This is a genomic window from Enterobacter cloacae complex sp. 309I3 (assembly GCF_050031595.1).
Classification (GTDB): domain Bacteria; phylum Pseudomonadota; class Gammaproteobacteria; order Enterobacterales; family Enterobacteriaceae; genus Enterobacter; species Enterobacter cloacae.
In genome coordinates this window covers 1,839,371-1,861,981 of record NZ_JBLGWI010000001.1, presented here as the reverse complement: position 1 = coordinate 1,861,981, position 22,611 = coordinate 1,839,371, and the positions used below count along the sequence as shown (strand labels likewise).

Below are 22,611 nucleotides of genomic sequence, written 5' to 3'. Positions count from 1 at the left end.
ACTTACTCCTGATAAGTGTTAAGGCTTAGATAATCTGCCGAACTTCGTCGAGTGTGGTGGTACCAGAAGTACCCAAATCCAGTTTGTTGCCATCGCTACCTTTAATGACGCCCTGGACCAGCGCAAACTGCAGCGGCTGAGCCACCAGCTGGGTAGAGCCATTGCTGGCACTGATTGCCACTTTGTAAGAACCGTTTGGCGCTTTGGTGCCGTCGGCCAGGCTGCCATCCCAGGTAAAGGTATGAACGCCCGCCTTCAGTTCGCCGATATCAATCGTGCGAACCACGGCGCCGGTAGCGTCGGTGATCGTCGCGGTGACTTTGTCGGCCGCCTGCTGCAGCTCAACGCCAAACGGCGTGGTGGTGGTGGTCGTGTTGCCTTCGGTGGTGCTGGTGCCCGCCAGGATCGTGGTGCCCGGGATCATCACCCCGTGACCAATCAGGCTCGCAGCCTGCAGGGACTGGCTGTTATCAATTTGCCCGGAAACAGAGCCGAGGGTGGTATTGAGTTTCTCAATGCCGCTGACGGTACTGATTTGCGCAAGCTGCGTGGTCAGTTCGTTGTTCTGCATGGGGTTGGTGGGATCCTGGTTCTTCAGCTGTGCCACCAGCAGCGTCAGAAAGCTGCTTTGCAGATCGGAGGCGTTACTTCCCGTCAGGGAGCTGGAACCCGTCGAACTTTTGGCGCCACTGACGCCCGAGTTCGTTGGATCATTCACATTAACGGCGATGGACATGCATGTCTCCTTTACTGGCCGAGAGTGAGGGTTTTGAGCATCATGCTCTTCACGGTATTAAGCACTTCGACGTTTGCCTGGTAGCTACGTGAGGCGGACATGGAGTTCACCATCTCCCCCACCACATCCACGTTTGGCATTTTCACGTAGCCGTTCGCATCCGCCAGCGGGTTGCCGGGCTCATACACCAGCTTGTCCGGTGCCTGGCTTTCCACCACGTCAGAGACTTTCACCCCGCCCGTCGCCGCGCCTGGTGCAGCATCCACCTGGAACACCACCTGCTTTGCACGATAAGGCTGTCCATCAGGTCCGGTCACGCTGTCGGCGTTCGCCAGGTTACTGGCAGCCACGTTCAGGCGCTTGGACTGCGCGGTTAACGCCGAGCCGGCGATATCGAAAATATTCAGCAAGGCCATTTATCCGTTGCCCCCCTGCAGGACGTTCATCATGCCTTTGATCTGTCCGCCGAGTACGGTCAGGCCCATCTGGTATTTCAGGCTGTTATCGGCAAACTGCGTACGCTCCCGATCCATATCCACGGTGTTACCGTCGAGTGAAGGCTGGTCGGGAATGCGATAAAGTAAATCGGTCGTGGGCGCCGTCATCGCCTGAGCAGGAATATGACGTGAGGAGGTCAGAGCGAGCGCGACACCGCTCCCTTCTGCACGTCCACGCTCCATCACTTTTTTAAGCTCACTGGAAAAATCAATATCGCGCGCCTGATACCCTGGCGTATCGGCGTTGGCAATATTAGCGGCTAAAATCTCCTGCCGCTGGGCGCGTAAATTGAGCGCTTCCTGCTGAAAACGTAACGCGGCGTCGAGTTTATCGAGCATGTCTCCTCCGCTGATGGCAAAATTTCAGTTCACAGCTTAAATCTCACCCCGTCCCCCCTATCGACGGAATAAGCGCAAAATGCGTCGCTATTTATTCCGTTGATGCAAAACCACTGCAGGTAGAATCCTCTCAATTCGGGTAACGGTGGAATGTGCGATGCAAACGTTAAAACGCGGCCTGGTGGCTACGGCCCTGCTTTTCAGCCCCCTGGTACAGGCTGAAGTACAGGATCAACTGACGGCTTTCTTTGCTCAGCAACTGGCGGGCTTTAGCGATGAAGTCAACGTCACCGTGCGCACGCCACCTAATCTCTATCCCTCCTGTGAGCAGCCGTCGTTCAGCGTAACGGGCACCACAAAACTGTGGGGGAACGTGAACGTGCTGGCGCGCTGTCCGGGTGAAAAACGCTATTTACAGGTTGCGGTACAGGCGACGGGCAATTATGTTGTGGCCGCCGTTCCCATTGCTCGCGGCAGCATGTTGCACGCCAGCAGCGTGACTCTGAAACGCGGTCGTCTGGATCAGCTTCCGCCGCGCACCATGCTTGACATTAACCAGGCACAGGATGCCGTCAGCCTGCGTGATGTCGCGCCAGGCCAGCCGATACAGCTCTCCATGCTGCGTCAGGCATGGCGGGTTAAAGCGGGTCAGCAGGTGATGGTGGTGGCCAACGGCGATGGTTTTCAGATAAACAGTGAAGGGAAGGCATTAAACAATGCCGCGGTGGCGCAAAATGCCCGCGTCAGGATGTCCTCAGGCCAGGTGGTTAGCGGAACCGTCGATTCTGATGGGAATATTCTGATTAACCTATAATCTTTTTAAAGAAATCGCTGCGACTGCCGATAAATAATCAACTAATGATGATGTCAGGCGCCAACGCCGCGAACCCTCGATGAGGACAACACTATGAGCATTGATCGTACATCAGCCCTGAAGCCGGTAAGCGCTGTACAGCCTCGCGAAACGAATGACGCCACGCCGCAGAAAACGCGTGTGGAAAAACCGTCAACGTCCAACAGCACCAGCGTCACCCTGAGCGATGCTCAGGCAAAACTGATGCAGCCAGGCAGCAGCGATATCAATATGGAACGCGTGGAAGCGCTGAAAACGGCTATTCGTAATGGTGAGCTGAAGATGGATACCAGCAAAATTGCTGACGCCCTGATTCAGGAAGCACAGAGTTTCTTACAGAGTAACTAACCGTATGAGTCGACTGTCAGAAATACTGGATCAAATGACGGTTGTCCTGAACGACCTGAAAACGGTCATGGACGCGGAGCAACAGCACCTCTCTTCCGGTCAGATCAACGGCAGCGCGTTGCAGCGTATTACGGAAGATAAAAGTTCGCTTCTGGCGACGCTGGATTATCTGGAACAACAGCGTCGCGCTGAGCAAGATCCTAAGCGCAGTGCGAATGACGATATTGTAGAACGCTGGCAGACCATTACAGAAAAAACCCAGCATCTGCGCCATCTTAATCAGCACAACGGCTGGCTGCTGGAAGGCCAGATTGAGCGTAATCAGCAAGCGCTTGAGGTGTTAAAGCCGCATAAAGAGCCCGGGCTGTACGGTGCGGATGGTCAAACATCAACGGCACGTGTCACGGGCGGGAAAAAGATTTCGATTTGAAGCCCAGGCGACAAATCAGGCAGCGGGGAGCACCCTAAGGTGAACTCCCCTTTTGGCGTTTATGCTGTACGGCGGGCAAACTCTTTCACTTTGAAGCCCAGCACCGCGAGCGTCGCAAAGTAGGCCACAACCCCAACACCCACAACGGCCATCAGCCGCATCAGACGGTAAAGCATGGTGCCCTGCGACCATTCCGGCATGACATGCAGCATGCCAAGCAACGCCGCAGCCATAACCAGCACCGCAACGATCAGACGCACAAAGAAGCTTTTCCAGCCCGGCTGCGGCGTGAAGATATCCTGCTTACGCAACTGCCAGTACAACAGCCCGGCGTTGAGACAGGCCGCAAGACCAATAGACAAGGCCAGACCGGCGTGCTTCAGCGGGCCAATAAAGGCCAGGTTCATCAGCTGAGTCATAATCAGCGTCACAATGGCAATTTTCACCGGCGTTTTGATGTCCTGGCGCGAGTAGAACCCTGGTGCCAGCACTTTAACGACGATCAGCCCCATCAGCCCCACCGAGTAGGCAATCAGCGCCTGCTGCGTCATTGACGCGTCAAAAGCGGTGAATTTGCCGTACTGGAACAGGGAAACGGTCAGCGGCTGCGCGAGGATCCCCAGCGCTACCGCACTCGGCAGCGCCAGCAGGAAGCAGAGACGCAGCCCCCAGTCCATCAGACGGCAATATTCGTCATGGTTTCCGCTGGCAAAACTTTTCGACAGCGACGGCAGGAGAATGGTCCCCAGCGCCACCCCCAACACCCCGGAGGGAAACTCCATCAAACGGTCCGCGTAATACATCCACGAAACGGAACCGGATTTGAGGAAAGAGGCGAAGATAGTGTTGATGATAAGCGAGATCTGGCTAACCGAAACCCCGAGAATGGCAGGCCCCATCTGCTTAATCACGCGCATCGCACCGGCGTCACGGAAATTAATTCGCGGCAGAACCAGCATGCCGATTTTCTTCAGATGCGGCAGCTGATACGCCAGTTGCAACACGCCGCCCGCCGTCACCGCCCAGGCCAGCGCCAGCACCGGCGGGTTGAAATGGGGTGCGGCGAACAGCGCAAAGCCAATCATGCTGATGTTAAGGAAGGTTGGCGCAAAGGCCGGAACGGAAAAACGGTTCCAGGTATTGAGGATTGCCCCCACCAGCGAGGCCAGGGAGATCAGCAGAATATAAGGAAAGGTAATACGCAGCAGTTGAGTGGTCAGGGCAAATTTATCTGCCGAGTCCGCAAAGCCGGGTGCCGTCACCATAATCACCCAGGGCGCAGCCAGCATCCCGAGTACCGTTACGATCGCCAGGGCCAGCGTCAGGAGGCCTGAAACGTAAGCGACAAACACGCGCGTGGCGTCTTCACCCTGCTTGCTTTTATATTCCGCCAGGATAGGAACGAATGCCTGGGAAAATGCCCCCTCGGCAAAAATGCGACGCAATAAATTCGGCAATTTGAACGCGACGAAAAAGGCGTCCGTTGCCATCCCTGCACCAAATACTCTTGCCACAATCGCATCGCGCGCAAAACCCAGCACGCGGGAAAACATGGTCATCGAGCTGACTGCCGCCAGCGATTTTAATAAGTTCATTAATGAGAATTCCCACAACCCTACGGATTTCCAGGACGGGTAAGCGAAAGCGCCACCCATTGAAACCAACAAACGGCGCTTAGTCTACCCGGATTTAAGGGAATTACTATCGGCAGATGTTACAGAGAATTATTCGCTCATGGCCTCTCGCCAGAGCCGCTCAACAATGCGTTGTGCCATGATGGCCTGCTCACCGGATGTTTCCGGAACCGTCTGATTTTGCACACAGGTGATAAAGTGGCGGGCGCATCCGTCAAAGCCGCGCTGCTCAAGGGTGCTTTGCCAGCCAGGCGCCGGTAGTGTGACCACGCCGCTGCCTTTCTCTTCGCGCCATTCGCGCATGTCGGTAATGTCATACAGGGCACCATCCGTGACCGCCTGCACAGACTCCCGCTGACTGCCGGCCCGGCGATGCATGCTGGTGGTGACCTGCAGATGCTCAAGAGCAAAATGGTGCTCAGCGTAAACCATCTGGCCCTGATCGTTGGTCAACAGGGTGCCGCTTTTAAGCTGGGCTTGCCCGTTGGTTAGCCAGAGCGCCGTATCTACTACGTGCAGATAATCATCCAGAAGGGTAAAGCGCAGATCGTTCGGTCCGACACTGTCGGTACGATGCTTGTCCATTCGCAGGGACGCGAGCCCACCAGACCTGGCCTTCAACTGCTGGTAAAGCGGCGCAAAACGGCGATTGAAGCCCACCATCAGCGTCAGTTTTTTGCGTGCAGCGAGTTCAATCAGCCGTTCGGCATCCTGAATGTTTTCCGCCAGGGGTTTATCCACACAAACGTGGACCCCGGCATTCAGTAATTCGCTGATCACCTGATAATGGGTGGCGGTAGAGGTGTGCACAAAGACCGCATCGCAGTCGCGCGCCAGATCCTGAAGCGATGCCGCATACGGCATGCGCCAGGTTTCGCAGATCCGCTCAGCCTTCTCGCGGGTAGGTGACCACGCCCCTTGCAGCGTCCAGTCCGTCGCGGCCCCCAGAACAGGCAGCCAGGCCTTTTGCGCAATACCGCCCAGCCCTACCACGCCAACGCGTAATTTTTTCACCGTCAGTCTCCTAAATGTGCCAGCAATGCATCCAGGCGTTGTTTCAGCCCGGCCACCTCTTCCTCCAGCGCCTCTACGCGTGCTGCGAGGCTGTCATGGGCGGCGGGGGCAACCGAATCTGCCAACACCGTTGACGTATCAACCTCACCGCTAAACAGGTGCATATAGCGGCTTTCACGTTTCCCCGGCTCACGCGCCAGACGTACCACGTAAGGGCCATCCTCGCGGGTGGCAAGCCCATCCAGGGTCTGCTCAACCTCCTGCATATCGGCGAACTCATGCATGCGGGAGGCCCGGGTGCGCAATTCACCGGGTGTTTGCGCGCCGCGCAGTAACAGCGTGGTGATCACCGCCACCTCGGCGGCACTCAGCTTCAGATCGCCGAACTCAGAATTGCAAAACCGCTGCTCGTACTTGGTCACGCGGTTACCGAAACCGCTGACCGTGCGCAGGTAATGGCGTTTAACCAGCTCATCGAGAATATCCTGCACCTCATGTTCGCCGAGATTCATCACCGGCTCACGGTTGGTTTTCTGGTTACACGCCATCGTCACGGCATTGACGGAGAGCGGATACTGTTCCGGCGTGGTGACCTGTTTTTCCAGCAGGCAGCCAATCACACGCGCTTCTGTTGCGCTTAACTGATATTTCATCTCTTCTCCTTAGCGGCCTGCCGTCCAGTCCCGGGTGGTTAATGCTGTCAGTACGTGGTCGCGCCACTCTCCGTCTATCAGCAGATAATCTTTGGCGTACCCCTCTTTCTCAAACCCCAACCGCGCGAGCAAATTACCGCTGCGCTGATTGTGTGGCATGTAGTTCGCCATAATGCGATGGATATGTTGCGTGCGCTGCATATAACGGATCGCCACCGTTAGCGCCTCATACATCAGCCCCTGCCCTTGCCATTTCTGGCCGATGGAGTAGCCGAGGTAGCAGGCGTGAAACGATCCGCGCACCACGTTGGAAAAGTTGGCAATACCGATGATCTCTTTTTCCTCCGGATCCAGCAGCGCGAAATAGAACGCGCTTCCCTGCTTGTGGAATTCTGCAATCATGCTGAGGCGCGCCTGCCAGCCGGAAGGGTAGCAGTGGCTCTCATCCCGAACGGGTTCCCAGGGTTTTAAAAACTGGCGATTCTCGGCGTAATAATCCGCCAGACGCCAGGCATCACGCTCGTGCACCAGACGAACAACCAGCCTGTCCGTTGTCAGACGCACTTTTGGCACATTACTGCGATAGCCAAACATCGATACCACTCCTTCCCGTCACTTCTGCTTACCCATTAGCTTTACTATACCTGCGCCTGTGCCGTCTGTGAAAACAGTGACATACCATTTTGACCTCTTTTCACATTTTTCGATGAGAACTCTCTATCAAAGCGCTCTTTTGATAAAAAAATATTGTCACGCGCGGGGGTGGGAAAAAACGTGGCGACACCGCAGAATGTTAGCGTGCTCACCATCCTGTTTTCCCTGGAGGGAAAATGTCCCGCGTATCACAGGCCAGGAGCCTGGGTAAATATTTCCTGCTAGTCGATAACATGCTGGTCGTGCTCGGCTTTTTTGTTGTGTTTCCCCTCATCTCGATCCGCTTTGTCGATCAAATGGGCTGGGCGGCACTGATGGTCGGTATCGCGCTCGGGTTACGCCAGTTTGTCCAGCAGGGTCTGGGCGTGTTTGGTGGCGCCATCGCCGACCGCTTTGGCGCCAAACCGATGATCGTGACGGGCATGCTGCTACGCGCGGCAGGCTTCGCCACCATGGCAATTGCCCAGGAACCGTGGCTGCTGTGGTTTTCCTGCTTCCTCTCCGGTATCGGTGGCACCCTGTTTGACCCGCCGCGCACCGCGCTGGTGGTTAAACTCATTCGTCCGCATCACCGGGGACGCTTCTTCTCAATTCTGATGATGCAGGACAGTGCCGGGGCGGTGATTGGCGCCCTGCTGGGAAGCTGGCTGTTGCAGTACGACTTTCGTCTGGTCTGCGCGGCGGGTGCGCTGCTCTTTATTCTGTGTGCGCTCTTTAATGCCCTGTTTCTGCCGGCATGGAAACTGTCAACGGTCAAAGCCCCGGTACGCGAAGGTCTTGGCCGCGTGCTGCGAGACAAACGCTTTGTTACGTACGTGCTGACCCTTACGGGGTATTACATGCTGGCCGTTCAGGTCATGCTGATGCTGCCGATCATGGTAAACGACATTGCGGGCACCCCGGCCGCCGTAAAATGGATGTACGCCATAGAAGCCTGCCTCTCTCTGACCCTGCTCTACCCGATCGCCCGCTGGAGCGAACGGCGTTTTCGCCTGGAGCATCGCCTGATGGCAGGGCTGTTATTGATGACGCTCAGCATGATGCCCATCGGGCTGGTGAACTCGCTCCAGCAACTGTTTACGCTGATTTGCACCTTCTATATCGGCTCCATTATTGCCGAACCGGCTCGTGAAACGCTGAGCGCCTCGCTTGCCGACGCGCGCGCTCGCGGCAGCTATATGGGGTTCAGCCGCCTGGGGCTGGCCTTTGGCGGTGCATTGGGTTACGCCGGCGGCGGCTGGCTGTTCGATGCCGGAAAAGCCCTAAGCCAGCCGGAACTGCCCTGGGTCATGCTCGGCGTGGTCGGCTTTATGACGCTCCTTGCGCTGTGGTGGCAATTCAGCCAGAAGCGCAGCGCGAGCGGCATGCTCGAACCTGGGGCATAATATTCCCTGCGGCGGGGCCTCTCCCGCCGCCATTATCAGTTTTTTCTGCTGGTTTCCGCTATTTCACCCTGACATACTGGCGTAACAGGACAGTAGCGCCGATTTTTCGTTGAGGAACACTATGAAAAAAATTGTCATTGCCGCCGCATTCATTGTCAGCGGCCTGCTGGTAGGTTGTAACCAGCTTACGCAATACACCGTCAGTGAGCAGGAAATTAATCAGGCGCTGGAAAAACATAATAACTTTTCAAAAGACATTGGTGTGCCGGGGCTTGCCGATGCGCATATCGTCCTCAGCAACCTCACCAGCCAGATTGGGCGCGAAGAGCCGAATAAAGTCACTCTCGCCGGGGATGCCAATCTCGATATGACCTCTCTCTTCGGTAACCAGAAAGCCAACATTAAGCTGAAGCTCAAGGCGCTGCCGGTCTTTAACAAAGAGAAAGGGGCCATTTTCCTGCAGGAGATGGAAGTGGTAGATGCGGACGTCACGCCGGACAAGATGAAACCGGTGATGCAGACCCTGATGCCCTACCTGAACCAGTCCCTGCGCAACTACTTTAACCAGCAGCCGGCCTATGTCTTAAGTGAAGACAAGAGCAAGGGTGAGGCGCTGGCGAAAAAATATGCCAAAGGCATCGAGGTGAAACCGGGAGAGATCGTTATTCCATTCACCGATTAACCTGAAGGGGCGCAAAAGCGCCCTTTTTTTTACGGAAAAGTGTGCAAACGAAAACGTTTCCGCTTATGATTTGTGTCCGGCAAAAACAGCCATCCTAATGACTGATTCCTGACAAGCCGGAGCTTCCATGACTGCACAACCCCAGGTTCTTAAAATCCGCCGCCCTGACGACTGGCATATCCATCTGCGTGATGGCGATATGCTGAAAACCGTCGTACCGTATACCAGCGAAATTTATGGCCGCGCGATTGTCATGCCTAACCTGGTTCCACCAGTCACCACCGTTGATGCCGCTATGGCTTATCGCCAGCGAATTCTTGATGCCGTGCCGGCAGGACATGATTTCACTCCGCTGATGACCTGCTATCTGACCGACACCCTCGATCCGAATGAAGTGGAACGCGGCTTTAACGAAGGCGTGTTCACCGCGGCGAAACTCTACCCGGCTAACGCTACCACCAACTCCAGCCACGGTGTCACCAGTATTGACGCCATCATGCCGGTTCTGGAACGCATGCAAAAACTGGGCATGCCGCTGCTGGTACACGGTGAAGTGACCCACGCCGACATTGATATCTTCGACCGTGAAGCCCGCTTTATCGAAACCGTAATGGAGCCGCTGCGCCAGCGTCTTCCTGCGCTTAAAGTGGTGTTTGAACACATCACCACCAAAGATGCCGCAGAGTATGTCCGCGATGGCAATGAACTGATTGCCGCCACCATTACGCCGCAGCATCTGATGTTTAACCGCAACCACATGCTGGTTGGCGGCGTTCGTCCGCATCTCTATTGCCTGCCCATTCTGAAGCGTAACGTTCATCAGCAGGCGCTGCGTGAACTCGTTGCCAGCGGTTTCTCCCGCGCCTTCCTCGGCACGGACTCCGCGCCTCATGCACGCCACCGCAAAGAGGCCAGCTGCGGTTGCGCAGGCTGCTTTAATGCCCCTACCGCACTCGCCAGCTACGCCACCGTGTTTGAAGAGATGAATGCCCTGCAACATTTCGAAGCGTTCTGCTCGCTCAATGGACCACGCTTCTACGGGCTGCCGGTCAACGAAACGTTCATTGAACTGGAGCGTAAAGAGAGCCGCGTGGACGAGGCCATTCCGCTGACGGATGACACGCTCATCCCATTCCTTGCCGGTGAAACCGTCAACTGGACGGTAAAACGCTAAAAAAACAGTGCCCCTTGTTGTCAAACCCATAATATACCTGTATAAATAAACAGTATATTACACAGGGGGCATTTATGCGTATTGAAGTCACCATAGCCAAAACAACCGTTCTGCCTGCTGGCGCGCTTGATGCGCTGGCCGGTGAATTATCCCGCCGTATTAACAGTACTTTCCCTGACAACGCTGGTGCCGTAACGGTTCGTTATGCGGCGGCAAACAACCTCTCCGTCATTGGCGGCGCGAAAGAAGATAAAGACCGTATCAGCGAAATCCTGCAGGAAACCTGGGAAAGCGCCGACGACTGGTTCATCACAGATTAATCTTGCTCCCTCATTGTTCTTTTTTGCCGGGTCGCCCCGGCTTTTTTTCGTCTGAAATCCGGTTCGTTCAAATTAATTCGGCAACAAATTTAAAAATCGTGAACAAGGTGGTGTTTTATTGTTCGAACAATCCTAAAAAGCAGAAAAATGTGTTGCCAACTGTTTATTTTTCCCTTGCGAACCCTTATTACTTGTATACTGAAGATGCTTTCAGAAAAACATGCATTGAACCTCGGAGCCGTTGTCTTCTAACACGCATTAAGGGGGTTATAATGGAAAAGAATAGCGAAGTCATCCAGACCCATCCGCTTGTTGGCTGGGATATCAGTACCGTAGATAGCTACGATGCGCTGATGCTGCGTTTGCACTACCAGACCCCGAATCAACTCAACCGTGAAGAAGCGGAAGTTGGACAGACGCTGTGGCTTACAACAGACGTCGCCCGTCAGTTTATTTCTATTTTAGAGGCAGGTATTGCCAAAATAGAATCTGGCGACTATCAGGAAAATGAGTATAAACGGCACTAGGTTTATACCTATTCTTCGCTCAACAGGCACCCTCCGGGTGCCTTATTTATTTCTCCCTTGTGTCAGCCCGCATAGTTAATTACTCTGCTAACAAAGCGTGAGTTCGAGAGATGGATATGAGATACGACTTAATCATTATTGGTAGCGGATCCGTGGGGTCTGCCGCCGGTTATTACGCAACGCAAGCGGGTCTGAAGGTCCTGATGATCGATGCCCACCGTCCTCCCCATGCAGAGGGCAGCCATCATGGCGACACCCGGCTTATTCGCCACGCCTATGGTGAAGGCGAGCGCTATGTTCCGCTGGTGCTGCGGGCCCAGACGTTATGGGATGAACTGGCGAAGCTGACGGAAGAACGCATTTTCGAACGCACGGGCATCATCAACCTGGGCCCTGCCCGCTCTGATTTTCTGGCCAACGTTGAACAGAGTGCGAAAGCGTTTAATCTTGATGTGGAGAAGCTGGACGCGGCAGGCATCATGGCCCGTTGGCCAGAGATCGCCGTCCCGGACGATTATATCGGCCTGTTTGAAGCCAACTCCGGGGTCTTACACAGTGAAACGGCCATCAAAACCTGGATCGATCTTGCGGAAAAAGCGGGCTGCGCTCAGCTCTTTAACTGCCCGGTGGAATCCCTCACTCATCACGCTGACGGCGTTACGGTCACCACTGCGGACGGAGAATATTCAGCGTCCCGTCTGCTGATTAGCGCAGGCACCTGGGTCACCCGTCTGCTGCCCGATCTGCCTGTTCAGCCGGTGCGCAAGGTCTTCTCCTGGTTCCAGTCGGATGGCCGTTACAGTGCACAGAATAAATTCCCGGCATTTACCGGGGAGTTACCGAACGGCGATCAGTTTTACGGCTTCCCGTCTGAGAAAGACGCGCTCAAAATCGGAAAACACAATGGCGGGCAGGCGATCTCCTCCCCTGAAGAGCGTAAACCGTTCGGTGCATACCCACAGGATGGCTCCGAAGCGTTTACCTTCCTGCGCAATATCCTGCCGGGCGTAGGCGGTTTACTGTATGGTGCTGCCTGCACCTACGACAACACGCCGGACGAAGACTTCATCATTGACACCCTGCCGGGGCATGACAACACGCTACTCATCACCGGCCTCAGCGGTCATGGCTTTAAGTTCGCCTCCGTGCTGGGCGAGATCGCTGCGCAGTTTGCCCAGGGGATCGCACCGCAGTTTGATCTCACCCCCTTCTCACTTTCGCGTTTTAGCAGATAATCCGCCGCGGGTTTCGGACGTCCGGAACCCGTTTTCCAGACAGAAAACGGGACATTATGCGCAGGATCGTTGGCTTTCTTATCAATAACATTCGTGAGCATTTTATGCTCTATATTCTATTATGGGTGCTGCTGGCACTCATCGATATTATTTACATTGTATTTTACTGAAAAGTGAAGCTGACAATTACTGACATTACTTTAGGTTAGCTTAATCTTTTGCTTGCTGCTTATTCCGCCTTGGACGAAGCGATTGAATTACATTTGCGGATCATTTTCAAAACTGCTGAAATAAATAAAATAAAAATCTATATTCAATTATTTCAGTTGCAATATCATTTATTCCCGTTCATTTTTACTATTCTGTTTTTCTTCGAATGGTCATTCTGATGCAATTGCGTAACTCCTCTCAGCGCTACGGAATAATATCCATGTGTTTACACTGGATAGTTGCTCTTACCGTTTATGCAATGTTCGGACTGGGTCTGTGGATGGTGACGCTCAGTTATTACGACGGCTGGTATCACCAGGCACCAGAACTGCATAAAAGCATCGGCATCCTGCTGATGATGACGTTGGTTATTCGCGTGATCTGGCGTCACATTTCCCCGCCGCCCGCCGCGCCCAAAACCCACAGTAAATTAACGCGTGTCAGCGCGGTTGCCGCGCACGTTACGCTCTATATCCTGCTGTTCGCCATTCTGATTAGCGGCTATCTCATTTCCACTGCAGACGGCAAGCCGATTAACGTCTTTGGCCTGTTTGAGGTTCCGGCCACACTCTCTGACGCAGGGGTTCAGGCCGACACCGCAGGCGTGGTGCATCTCTGGCTCGCGTGGAGCGTGGTGATCCTGTCTGTCCTGCACGGGCTTGCCGCCCTTAAACACCATTTCATCGATAAAGACGATACGTTAAAGCGCATGCTTGGCCGTTCGTCAGTTGACTCTGGAGCATAAAATGAAAAAACACCTGCTGGGTATCGCATTAGGTTCTCTGCTATTCACCACCGGTTCTGCCGTGGCGGCTGATTATAAAATTGATAAAGAAGGCCAGCATGCTTTCGTCAATTTCCGTATTCAGCACCTCGGTTATAGCTGGCTGTACGGTACCTTTAAAGATTTTGACGGCACATTCACCTTTGACGATAAAAATCCTGCCGCCGATAAGGTCAATGTGACCATTAATACGAATAGCGTCGACACCAACCATGCAGAGCGCGATAAACATTTGCGTAGTGCGGAATTCCTTAATGTATCAAAATTCCCACAGGCGACCTTTACGTCGACCGAGGTGAAGAAAGAAGGTGAGAAGCTGAATATTACCGGTAATCTGACGCTCAATGGCGTCACGAAACCGGTGACCCTGGAAGCCAAATTACTCGGCCAGGGTGACGATCCGTGGGGTGGCAAACGCGCAGGTTTTGAAGCCGCAGGGAAAATTCATCTGAAAGATTTTAATATCACCACGGATTTAGGTCCGGCATCTCAGGACGTAGAACTGATTATTTCCGTTGAAGGTGTTCAGCAGAAGGCATAATAAACACGCCCGGCAGGGTTTGACGTTGCCGGGCGTCATTATCATTCCGGGTCAGGAATACCCAGTTTGGTATTCAGGCGGCCACGGGATTTATTAAAAATCTTATTGCCGTTTTCACGTCCCGCACGACGGCGGCGCTGCTCCTCTTCCGGCAGCATGCTCTCTTCACTGCACAGTTCGCTACAGCAGCCGTTAAATTTCTCTGCGCACGCCGGGCACTGAATAAACAGCAGATGACAACCGTCATTTTTGCAGTTGGTGTGGGTATCGCACGGTGCGCCGCACTGGTGGCAATGGGCAATCACGTCTTCTGAAATACGCTCACCCATTCGCTCGTCAAAGACAAAGTTTTTACCGATAAAACGCACCGGTAACCCCTGCTCACGGGCACGGCGGGCATACTCGATGATACCGCCTTCGATATGCCAGACCTTATTAAATCCGTTATGTTTCATCCACGCGCTGGCTTTTTCGCAGCGAATACCGCCGGTGCAGTACATAACGATTTTCTTATCTTTATGTTCCTGCATCATCTCAACCGCTTTCGGCAGTTGCTCGCGGAAGGTGTCGGCCGGGATTTCCATTGCGTTCTCGAAATGGCCCACTTCATATTCGTAGTGGTTACGCATATCGATGAATACCGCGTCAGGGTCATCAAGCATCGCATTGACTTCCGCCGCCTTCAGGTATTCCCCCACGTCGGCCGGGTTGAAGGCCGGGTCGTCAATGCCGTCTGCCACAATGCGCTCACGCACTTTCATACGCAGCACCCAGAATGATTTACCGTCATCGTCCAGGGCGATGTTCAGGCGTAAGCCGTTCAGCGCCGGATCGAAGCCGTAAAGAAAATCGCGGAAGGCGCTCACGTTGCTTTCCGGGATGCTGATCTGGGCGTTGATACCTTCACGCGCCAGATAGACGCGCCCAAAGACGTTCAGCGCAGTGAAGGCTTTATAGAGCTCATCGCGGGTCGCTTGCGGATCGTTGATCGTGAAGTATTTATAGAATGAGATGGTCGTGCGCGGTTCGGTTTCAGCCAACATACGCGCTTTCAACATCTCATTCGATACGCGGTTGTGTAACACTGGCATGGTGTACAAGTCCTGCAATCGTTATTGAGAAAGGAAAATCGGTCGGCATGATATAGCAAACAATAACAATTTACATCCACACAATTTACGCTACATTTCTGTCAGCCTGAACTATGCGTCATAACATTTGCTGCATTAGCGCGCGTTTCGACATCAGACATTTTGGCTATGTAGTAAAAAATGAGACACTAAGACCTTCAGGACGTTAGAAAACAGGACCGACATGACCCAATTACCGAAATTTACCGTCACCCTTTTGCATCCTCGCTATTGGTTGACCTGGCTTGGCATTGGCTTTTTATGGCTTCTGGTCCAACTCCCCTACCCGGTTATTTTCCGTCTGGGCAAAAACCTGGGTCGTCTTGCGCAAATGTTTATGAAGCGTCGCGCCAGAATCGCCTACCGCAACCTTGAACTGTGCTTCCCGGACATGAGCGAGGCTGAACGTCATGACATGGTGACCAGGAATTTCGAGTCTGTCGGCATGGGGCTGATGGAAACAGGAATGGCGTGGTTCTGGCCGGACAAACGCATGGCGCGCTGGAGCGTCGTTGCCGGTACGGGGATGGAGCCGGTACATTCGCTGCAGGCGAATCAGACGGGCGTGCTGCTGATTGGCGTACACTTTCTGACCCTGGAAATCGGCGCCCGTATGTTCGGTATGCAGGCGCCCGGCATTGGGGTTTATCGTCCAAACGACAACCCGGTTATTGATCTGATCCAGACCAATGGCCGTATGCGGTCCAACAAAAGCATGATCGACCGTAAGGATCTGAAGGGTATGATCCGCGCCCTCAAATCAGGTGAAGTAGTCTGGTATGCCCCCGATCACGACTACGGCCCGCAATCCAGCGTATTTGTTCCGTTCTTTGCCGTTGAAGAGGCGGCCACCACCACGGGCACCTGGATGCTGGCACGCATGTCCAAAGCCGCCATCGTCCCTTTTGTTCCGCGCCGCAAACCGGATGGTTCGGGTTACGAATTGATTATGCTGGAGCCCGAACTGGCGCCTCCACTGGATGATGCTGAAACCACCGCACGCTGGATGAACGGCATTGTCGAGAAATGCATTATGCTCGCACCGGAGCAGTACATGTGGCTGCACCGCCGCTTTAAAACGCGGCCAGAAGGTACGCCGTCCCGCTATTAATTCCCCCTGCGGCCCTTTGGGCCGCTCCCTGTTTTAGCTTTAAAAGCTCTCCCTCATTGCGGCAATCATAACCCAGGCGCATAATTAGCAGGCTTATTACTTCATGCCTTACGGTGCGCTGCACCTCATTATGCGGATTGTTATGTCACCCTCAGATGCCCCCATAAACTGGAAACGTAACCTTACGGTTGCCTGGCTTGGCTGTTTTCTTACCGGCGCGGCGTTTAGCCTCGTGATGCCCTTTCTGCCCCTATACGTTGAACAACTGGGCGTGACGGGCCACAGTGCGCTCAATATGTGGTCTGGTCTGGTGTTCAGCATCACTTTCCTCTTCTCCGCCATTGCTTCGCCGTTCTGGGGCGGCCTTGCCGACCGTAAAGGGCGTAAAATCATGCTGCTGCGCTCGGCGCTGGAAATGGCCATCATCATGGCGTTAATGGGTGTGGCGCAGAACGTCTGGCAGTTTCTGATTTTGCGCGCGCTACTTGGCCTGCTGGGAGGATTTATTCCCAACGCGAATGCGCTGATCGCCACCCAGATCCCACGTCATAAAAGCGGCTGGGCGCTCGGGACGCTCTCAACCGGAGGCGTCAGCGGCGCCTTGCTGGGACCTCTGGCGGGCGGCTTGCTGGCGGACAGCTATGGCCTGCGCCCGGTATTTTTCATTACTGCCAGCGTGTTGTTCCTCTGCTTTATCGTTACGCTGATCTGCATTCGTGAAAACTTCACTCCCGTCGCCAAAAAAGAGATGCTCCACGCGCGGGATGTGCTGGCTTCACTCAAAAACCCCAGACTGGTACTGAGCCTGTTCGTGACGACCCTGATTATTCAGGTCGCGACCGGTTCGATTGCCCCTATTCTGACGCTGTACGTTCGCGATCTGGCAGGTAACGTGAGCAACATTGCGTTTATCAGCGGGCTGATTGCCTCCGTACCCGGCGTGGCGGCGCTGCTTAGCGCCCCGAGGTTAGGGAAACTGGGAGACCGCGTCGGCCCGGAAAAGATCCTGATTTGTGCGCTGGTGATCTCTGTGCTGCTGCTCATTCCCATGTCGATGGTGCAATCACCCTGGCAGCTGGGCGTTCTGCGCTTTTTGCTGGGTGCCGCCGACGGGGCGTTACTGCCCGCCGTTCAGACCCTGCTGGTTTACAACTCTACGAACCAGATCGCCGGGCGTATCTTTAGCTACAACCAGTCATTTCGCGACATCGGCAACGTTACCGGCCCGCTGGTGGGGGCCGGGATCTCCGCCAGCTTCGGTTTTCGCGCCGTGTTTATCGTCACGGCGGGCGTAGTACTGTTTAATGCGGTTTACTCGTGGTTCAGTTTATCCCGGACATTACGGCCGGTGGCGGAATAAGACAAATACGTGACGGCTTATTTTCGCATTCATACTTGCAGAATCAGATATTCAGCTATTCTTTCCCTGAAACCTTCTGGAAAACAGGGAGACACCAATGACCATGTACGCCACGCTGGAAGAAGCTATTGATGCCGCTCGTGAAGAGTTCCTCGCCGATAACCCCGGCGTTGATGAAGAAGATGCGGACGTGCAACAACTCAACATCCAAAAGTATGTCCTTCAGGACGGAGATATTATGTGGCAGGCCGAATTCTTTGCTGACGAAGGTGAAGAAGGCGAATGTTTGCCGATCCTGAGCGGTGAAGGAGCTCAGGCCGTCTTTGATGGTGACTATGACGAAATTGAGTTGCGTCAGGAGTGGCTGGAAGAGAACACCCTGCACGAGTGGGACGAGGGTGAATTTCAGCTCGAGCCACCGCTGGATACGGAAGAAGGTCAAACCGCAGCTGACGAATGGGACGAGCGTTAATTACCGCTACTCATAGGGGCCGTGGCTGGCATCGATGGGCAACAACAGCGTATCGAAAATCAGCGAGAACGGCAGATCGAGCACCGTCAGGTAGCGCCATGCGGAATCCCGGACATCCCATTTCACGCCCGGATAGTACTGATTCCCGTGGCCCTGCCCCGGAATGGTGCGACTGATGATGCTGCCGCAGCCGCTCAGCAGACATGCCATCATGACGACGATGATTATTTTCATCCGTTACCTCTAAAAAAATACCGGCGTTTAAGCCGGTATTTTATCTGGCGGGTGGCACATTGCTTACCCGCCCTACGTTGCCACTTACTTCGCCTTCAGCGCCAGCGGGTTAAGCTTCAGATCGTTGTAGTAGTTCACCCACGAGGAGTAGCGCTCCGGGGAAGACCACACACGGTAGTGCAGACGCGACATAGTCACCGGATCGCTTAACAGCACCAGACGGCGGTCGCGGTTAAGTTTCTCTGGCGTCTCGTTCAGCGCCTGTTCAACGTGACGATCGCGGGCAATCTCCAGCACCTTACTGGCACGGTGACGCGCGGTAGCCATTGCCGTTGCCAGGGCGTTAAACGACGGGTTAAACACCGCGTGCATAAAGCCATCATCCAGCGTACGACGGCGGTTCTGCTCCAGATAGGTGTCAGTATCCACCAGCACCTGCGGCGGCGAATACTCTTCCGGGATCAGGAACAGCTTCCAGCGTTTGGTACGCAGGCCAACCGTTGAGCGGCTTGAAATGACCGACACAAACGGCGACAGGATCAGCGAGAAGACAATCGGCGCCAGCCAGAACAGGAAGCGCAGATCCAGCCATGCCATCCCAGCAGCCCACACCAGCCCCAGCAGCAGCTGCGAGCCGTGACGCATAAAGGCTTCACCCCACGGCGTGGAGTCATCATCACGCTGCGGTGAGTTCCAGACCACTTCCCAGCCCAGGAACGCGCTGACCACAAACACGGTATGGAACAGCATACGTACCGGTGCCAGCAGCACGGAGAACAGCACTTCCAGCAGCAGTGAAACCGTTACCCGCCAGAAACCGCCATACTCCTTCGAGCCTTTGCACCAGATCAGAATGATACTGAGCAGCTTCGGCAGGAACAGCAGCACCATGGTGGAGGCAAACAGCGCTATCGCCAGCTCCGGACGCCACTGTGGCCACACCGGGAACAGCTGACGCGGTTGCAGGAAGTACTGCGGCTCCGTCAGCGCATGCACCACCTGCAGAGCCGTGGAGAGCGCCAGGAACATAAACCACAGCGGCGCGGAGAGATAAGACATCACGCCGGTCAGGAACACCGCACGGTGAACCGGGTGCATCCCTTTCACGAGGAACAGACGGAAGTTCATCAGGTTCCCGTGACACCAGCGGCGGTCACGCTTAAGTTCGTCCAGCAGGTTCGGCGGCAGTTCTTCATAGGATCCAGGCAGATCGTAGGCAATCCAGACGCCCCACCCTGCACGACGCATCAGCGCCGCTTCCACAAAGTCGTGCGACAGAATCGAGCCGGCAAACGAACCTTCGCCCGGCAGCGGTGCCAGCGCACAGTGCTCAATAAACGGCTTCACGCGGATAATGGCGTTGTGACCCCAGTAGTGGGACTCACCCAACTGCCAGAAGTGCAGACCGGCAGTAAACAGCGGCCCGTAAACACGGGTGGCAAACTGTTGGCAACGCGCGTAAAGCGTGTCCATGCCGGACGCTTTTGGCGAAGACTGGATGATACCCGCGTTCGGGTTAGCTTCCATCAGACGCACCAGACCGCTCAGACAATCACCGCTCATCACCGAGTCGGCGTCCAGCACCACCATGTAACTGTACTGGTTACCCCAGCGACGGCAGAAGTCATCAATGTTACCGCTTTTACGCTTCACACGACGGCGGCGGCGACGGTAGAAGATCTGACCTTCGCCCTGTACTTCTGCAATCAGCTCCATCCAGGCTTTTTGCTCGGCAACGCAGATGTCCGGATTGTAGCTGTCGCTCAGGATATAGACGTCGAAATGGGCGGCGTTACCGGTCGCCTTAACGGACTCCCAGGTTGCGCGCAGCCCCGCGAATACGCGGTCAACGTCTTCGTTACAGATAGGCATAATCAGTGCCGTACGGTGCTCAGGATTCAGGGGTTCATCCCCGACCGTAGACGCCGAAATGCTGTATTTGTCTCGTCCCATCAGCAACTGCAGGAAGCCCATCAGCGCGGTCCAGAAACCGGCCGAAACCCAGCAGAAGAGAACGGCGAACAGCAGAAGAATGCCACTTTGCAGGATATACGGCAGCAGTTGCATGAAAGAGACCCAGATATCCTGGCCCATCATGTCTGCCGGGTTGATCAGCGCCCAGCCCTGGTAAGGCAGAATCGTCTTCATGTACCAGGTTGCGACAACCGTCTGCGCCAGCGTCAGCAGCAGAAGAATGTACCGACGGATCGTCCCCACGGTACGCCATTTCTGTTCGGAGGCCTGCTCTTCTTTTGTCAGACGCGACAGATAGCGTGGCGTCACGTCACGCCCGCGCAGGCGATCCCAGAAGCGGCCAACCGGGTTGGTACGCCAGGGGTCGGGGAACATGGAAGAACGCGTTGCTTTCGGCATCGCCTGAAGCTGATCGCGTCCTTCGTCGTCTTTAATCAACTGCCCTTCTGCCAGCGAGTCCGGCCATGCCTGCTCCAGACGTGCCTTCACTGACCCCAGCGGAGAATCGTCATCACGTGAAAACTGACGATGTTCCCCATCCAGCGCGGCATGTACCGCGCGGATGTCGCTCTCAGGCAGTGCCGCTTTTTCGATATCCGTCAGCGGCATGGCATCAATATATTCAGATGTATTATTCATTGGCAGGTAGCTGATAGCTCCAGGTTTCACTCAGCGGCTGATCGTTACTGACCAGCGCAGCGCGCATTTCAGTGGTCTGTTTCGGATCTTTCACTTTCACGCGCAGGGTCAGACGCCACCCTTTCGTTACCGGGTTGTAACGTACGGTGTTCTCAACGATCTCACCGTTATCACCGATGCTGGCCTGGGCGGTCACGGCAGTATCTGGCGCCAGTTTCTTCATGTCCTGGCCGGTGAAGTCCACCACGAAAGCGACGGTACCGTCAGGCTGACGGATAAGGTTAGACTGTTTCACGTCACCCGTTGAACGGCGAGTCTGCATGACATACGCGTTATCCGGCGCATGCAGTTTGTCTTCGTCGCGGCTAAAGGTGATCGTGTATTTGAAGTTCATCTCTTTCCCGGCTTCCGGCAGCTGATCCGGCGTCCAGTAAGCGACGATGTTATCGTTGGTTTCATCATTGGTTGGGATTTCAACCAGTTCAACCTTCCCTTTGCCCCAGTCACCTTTCGGGGTCACCCACGCGCTTGGACGCAGGTCGTAGCGGTCATCCAGATCTTCAAAGCGAGAGAACTGACGGCCACGCTGCAGAAGGCCGAAACCTTGCGGGTTTTCCATCGCAAAGCTGCTGACAGCCAGATGTTTCGGGTTGTTCAGCGGACGCCAGATCCACTCACCGTTACCGGCATGAATAGACAGGCCGTTGGAATCGTGCAGTTCAGGACGGAAGTTGGTCGCCGGTGACGGCTGGTTCGGCCCAAACAGGAACATACTGGTCAGCGGCGCAACGCCCAGTTTACCCACTTTGTCGCGCAGGTAGACTTTAGATTGCACGTCAACCACCGTGTCACGCCCAGGCATGATCACAAAGCGGTACGCGCCCGTTGCACGCGGGGAATCCAGCAGTGCGTAGATAGTCAGACGTTTATCCGTTGGTTTTGGACGTTCGATCCAGAACTCGCGGAAACGTGGGAATTCTTCACCTGATGGCAGCGCGGTATCAATAGCCAGGCCGCGCGCAGAAAGCCCGTACACCTGTCCCGCGCCAATAACGCGGAAGTAGCTGGCGCCGAGCATGCTGACGATTTCGTCGTTTTTATCTTTGCTGTTGATCGGGTAAAGCACCTTGAAGCCTGCAAAGCCCAGATCTTTAACCGTATCTTTGTCGTGCTGCACATCGCCAAAATTGAAGTAATCCGGGCTGTATTTGATTTTACGTACCGCCGTTGCCGTCACTTCATTGATGGCTACAGGGGTGTCGAAGTACATACCCTGATGATAAAACTCAAGCTTGAACGGGGTCTTAATATTGTTCCAGTACGCTTTATCGTGATTGAACTGGATCTGCTGATAGTCCGCATATTTCATGTCGCGGAAAACGGAGGGCAAGTTACTTTTCGGCGCTTCGTAGCTCTTGCCTGCCATCGATTTTGCCTGTTTTGCGACATCGTCGATGTTAAAGGCCAGTGCCGATGAGGTATACAGGGATAACACCACTGCAGCACCCAACCAACGCATTTTCATCATCTGTGGTTTATGTTTCATAATAAGTAAGCACTTCCCCCTTTGTGTGCTTATATCGATCCGATCCATTTTAATGGAAACTCAGGCAATCCGACAACATTATCACCGCTTTGTTCAGCTCGCTGGCTCAGGGATTAAGCAAATGAAAGA

Annotated in this window: 26 protein-coding genes; 15 read left to right on the top strand and 11 right to left on the bottom strand. The window is 54.7% G+C overall.

The genetic code is table 11. The features are described from left to right. Nucleotides 1-25: 25 nt before the first annotated feature. From flgD to flgB, 3 genes are read right to left on the bottom strand one after another with little or no spacing between them, the layout of a single operon-like run. On the bottom strand, nt 26-736 hold the full coding sequence (gene flgD / locus ACQG22_RS08805; RefSeq protein ID WP_013097137.1) for a flagellar hook assembly protein FlgD: 711 nt from the start codon (nt 734-736) through the stop codon (nt 26-28). An 11-nt stretch (nt 737-747) separates the two neighbouring features. Further along, on the bottom strand, nt 748-1,152 hold the full coding sequence (gene flgC / locus ACQG22_RS08800) for a flagellar basal body rod protein FlgC (protein ID WP_013097138.1): 405 nt from the start codon (nt 1,150-1,152) through the stop codon (nt 748-750). Continuing rightward, nucleotides 1,153-1,572, bottom strand: a complete 420-nt coding sequence (flgB, locus tag ACQG22_RS08795; protein WP_013097139.1) for a flagellar basal body rod protein FlgB — start codon at nt 1,570-1,572, stop codon at nt 1,153-1,155. It lies immediately after the preceding gene. A gap of 157 nt (nt 1,573-1,729) precedes the next feature. On the opposite strand from flgB, the gene flgA reads away from it, so the two are divergent. The 3 genes from flgA (at nt 1,730) to flgN (ending at nt 3,203) form a co-directional block, all read left to right on the top strand. Then, on the top strand, nt 1,730-2,386 hold the full coding sequence (gene flgA / locus ACQG22_RS08790) for a flagellar basal body P-ring formation chaperone FlgA (RefSeq protein WP_013097140.1): 657 nt from the start codon (nt 1,730-1,732) through the stop codon (nt 2,384-2,386). 93 nt (nt 2,387-2,479) lie between these two features. Then, a complete protein-coding gene (gene flgM / locus ACQG22_RS08785; protein WP_013097141.1) occupies nt 2,480-2,773 on the top strand; it encodes a flagellar biosynthesis anti-sigma factor FlgM in 294 nt (97 codons plus the stop codon). 4 nt (nt 2,774-2,777) lie between these two features. Next, nucleotides 2,778-3,203, top strand: a complete 426-nt coding sequence (gene flgN / locus ACQG22_RS08780) for a flagella biosynthesis chaperone FlgN (RefSeq protein ID WP_028027944.1) — start codon at nt 2,778-2,780, stop codon at nt 3,201-3,203. Nucleotides 3,204-3,262: 59 nt separating this feature from the next. Here the strand turns inward: flgN and murJ are convergent, their stop codons facing one another. From murJ to rimJ, 4 genes are all read right to left on the bottom strand, one after another. Beyond that, a complete protein-coding gene (murJ, locus tag ACQG22_RS08775) occupies nt 3,263-4,798 on the bottom strand; it encodes a murein biosynthesis integral membrane protein MurJ (RefSeq protein WP_023620179.1) in 1,536 nt (511 codons plus the stop codon). Nucleotides 4,799-4,927: 129 nt separating this feature from the next. Further along, complete coding sequence (locus ACQG22_RS08770; protein ID WP_248067593.1) at nt 4,928-5,851, bottom strand: Gfo/Idh/MocA family protein; 924 nt, start codon at nt 5,849-5,851, stop codon at nt 4,928-4,930. A 2-nt stretch (nt 5,852-5,853) separates the two neighbouring features. Beyond that, the gene (locus ACQG22_RS08765) at nt 5,854-6,504 is read right to left on the bottom strand and encodes a YceH family protein (protein WP_062934261.1); all 651 of its coding nucleotides are present in this window, start codon (nt 6,502-6,504) and stop codon (nt 5,854-5,856) included. Between the two features lie 9 nt (nt 6,505-6,513). Further along, a complete protein-coding gene (gene rimJ, locus ACQG22_RS08760; protein ID WP_013097146.1) occupies nt 6,514-7,098 on the bottom strand; it encodes a ribosomal protein S5-alanine N-acetyltransferase in 585 nt (194 codons plus the stop codon). Between the two features lie 236 nt (nt 7,099-7,334). Here rimJ and mdtH point away from each other — a divergent pair, with 236 nt between their 5' ends. The 9 genes from mdtH to ACQG22_RS08715 all read left to right on the top strand — a co-directional run bounded on the left by mdtH (nt 7,335) and on the right by ACQG22_RS08715 (nt 14,016). Further along, a complete protein-coding gene (gene mdtH / locus ACQG22_RS08755) occupies nt 7,335-8,543 on the top strand; it encodes a multidrug efflux MFS transporter MdtH (protein ID WP_038979779.1) in 1,209 nt (402 codons plus the stop codon). 121 nt (nt 8,544-8,664) lie between these two features. Continuing rightward, nucleotides 8,665-9,225 carry a lipoprotein gene (locus tag ACQG22_RS08750; protein ID WP_013097149.1) on the top strand — a complete coding sequence of 187 codons (561 nt, stop codon included), beginning with the start codon at nt 8,665-8,667 and terminating at the stop codon, nt 9,223-9,225. A 127-nt stretch (nt 9,226-9,352) separates the two neighbouring features. Beyond that, nucleotides 9,353-10,399 (top strand): dihydroorotase, encoded by a 1,047-nt coding sequence (pyrC, locus tag ACQG22_RS08745; protein ID WP_020689622.1) that lies wholly within the window; start codon nt 9,353-9,355, stop codon nt 10,397-10,399. Between the two features lie 74 nt (nt 10,400-10,473). After that, nucleotides 10,474-10,719, top strand: a complete 246-nt coding sequence (gene dinI / locus ACQG22_RS08740; protein WP_013097151.1) for a DNA damage-inducible protein I — start codon at nt 10,474-10,476, stop codon at nt 10,717-10,719. A gap of 272 nt (nt 10,720-10,991) precedes the next feature. Beyond that, entirely contained in the window at nt 10,992-11,246 is a 255-nt protein-coding gene (bssS, locus tag ACQG22_RS08735; protein WP_008500827.1) for a biofilm formation regulator BssS, read from the top strand. A 116-nt stretch (nt 11,247-11,362) separates the two neighbouring features. Then, on the top strand, nt 11,363-12,481 hold the full coding sequence (gene solA, locus ACQG22_RS08730) for an N-methyl-L-tryptophan oxidase (protein WP_044158660.1): 1,119 nt from the start codon (nt 11,363-11,365) through the stop codon (nt 12,479-12,481). Nucleotides 12,482-12,537: 56 nt separating this feature from the next. Then, nucleotides 12,538-12,651, top strand: a complete 114-nt coding sequence (locus ACQG22_RS08725; RefSeq protein ID WP_020689623.1) for a YceO family protein — start codon at nt 12,538-12,540, stop codon at nt 12,649-12,651. Between the two features lie 218 nt (nt 12,652-12,869). Then, on the top strand, nt 12,870-13,436 hold the full coding sequence (locus ACQG22_RS08720) for a cytochrome b (protein ID WP_028027945.1): 567 nt from the start codon (nt 12,870-12,872) through the stop codon (nt 13,434-13,436). A 1-nt stretch (nt 13,437) separates the two neighbouring features. Next, a complete protein-coding gene (locus tag ACQG22_RS08715; RefSeq protein WP_013097156.1) occupies nt 13,438-14,016 on the top strand; it encodes a YceI family protein in 579 nt (192 codons plus the stop codon). Nucleotides 14,017-14,057: 41 nt separating this feature from the next. Here the strand turns inward: ACQG22_RS08715 and ACQG22_RS08710 are convergent, their stop codons facing one another. Then, a complete protein-coding gene (locus ACQG22_RS08710; RefSeq protein WP_013097157.1) occupies nt 14,058-15,107 on the bottom strand; it encodes a rhodanese-related sulfurtransferase in 1,050 nt (349 codons plus the stop codon). A gap of 223 nt (nt 15,108-15,330) precedes the next feature. On the opposite strand from ACQG22_RS08710, the gene ACQG22_RS08705 reads away from it, so the two are divergent. The 3 genes from ACQG22_RS08705 (at nt 15,331) to ACQG22_RS08695 (ending at nt 18,089) form a co-directional block, all read left to right on the top strand. Next, complete coding sequence (locus ACQG22_RS08705) at nt 15,331-16,257, top strand: Kdo(2)-lipid IV(A) acyltransferase (protein WP_029881949.1); 927 nt, start codon at nt 15,331-15,333, stop codon at nt 16,255-16,257. 142 nt (nt 16,258-16,399) lie between these two features. Continuing rightward, nucleotides 16,400-17,617 carry a multidrug efflux MFS transporter MdtG gene (mdtG, locus tag ACQG22_RS08700; protein WP_369706431.1) on the top strand — a complete coding sequence of 406 codons (1,218 nt, stop codon included), beginning with the start codon at nt 16,400-16,402 and terminating at the stop codon, nt 17,615-17,617. A 97-nt stretch (nt 17,618-17,714) separates the two neighbouring features. Continuing rightward, nucleotides 17,715-18,089 (top strand): MysB family protein, encoded by a 375-nt coding sequence (locus ACQG22_RS08695; protein WP_014831418.1) that lies wholly within the window; start codon nt 17,715-17,717, stop codon nt 18,087-18,089. A 6-nt stretch (nt 18,090-18,095) separates the two neighbouring features. Here the strand turns inward: ACQG22_RS08695 and ACQG22_RS08690 are convergent, their stop codons facing one another. The 3 genes from ACQG22_RS08690 to mdoG all read right to left on the bottom strand — a co-directional run bounded on the left by ACQG22_RS08690 (nt 18,096) and on the right by mdoG (nt 22,482). Continuing rightward, nucleotides 18,096-18,323, bottom strand: coding sequence for a YceK/YidQ family lipoprotein (locus ACQG22_RS08690; protein WP_013097162.1), 228 nt, complete (start codon nt 18,321-18,323; stop codon nt 18,096-18,098). Between the two features lie 84 nt (nt 18,324-18,407). Next, complete coding sequence (gene mdoH / locus ACQG22_RS08685; RefSeq protein ID WP_013097163.1) at nt 18,408-20,936, bottom strand: glucans biosynthesis glucosyltransferase MdoH; 2,529 nt, start codon at nt 20,934-20,936, stop codon at nt 18,408-18,410. Beyond that, on the bottom strand, nt 20,929-22,482 hold the full coding sequence (gene mdoG, locus ACQG22_RS08680) for a glucans biosynthesis protein MdoG (protein ID WP_020689627.1): 1,554 nt from the start codon (nt 22,480-22,482) through the stop codon (nt 20,929-20,931). The genes mdoH and mdoG overlap by 8 nt, the downstream gene beginning before the upstream one ends. Nucleotides 22,483-22,611 lie beyond the last annotated feature (129 nt).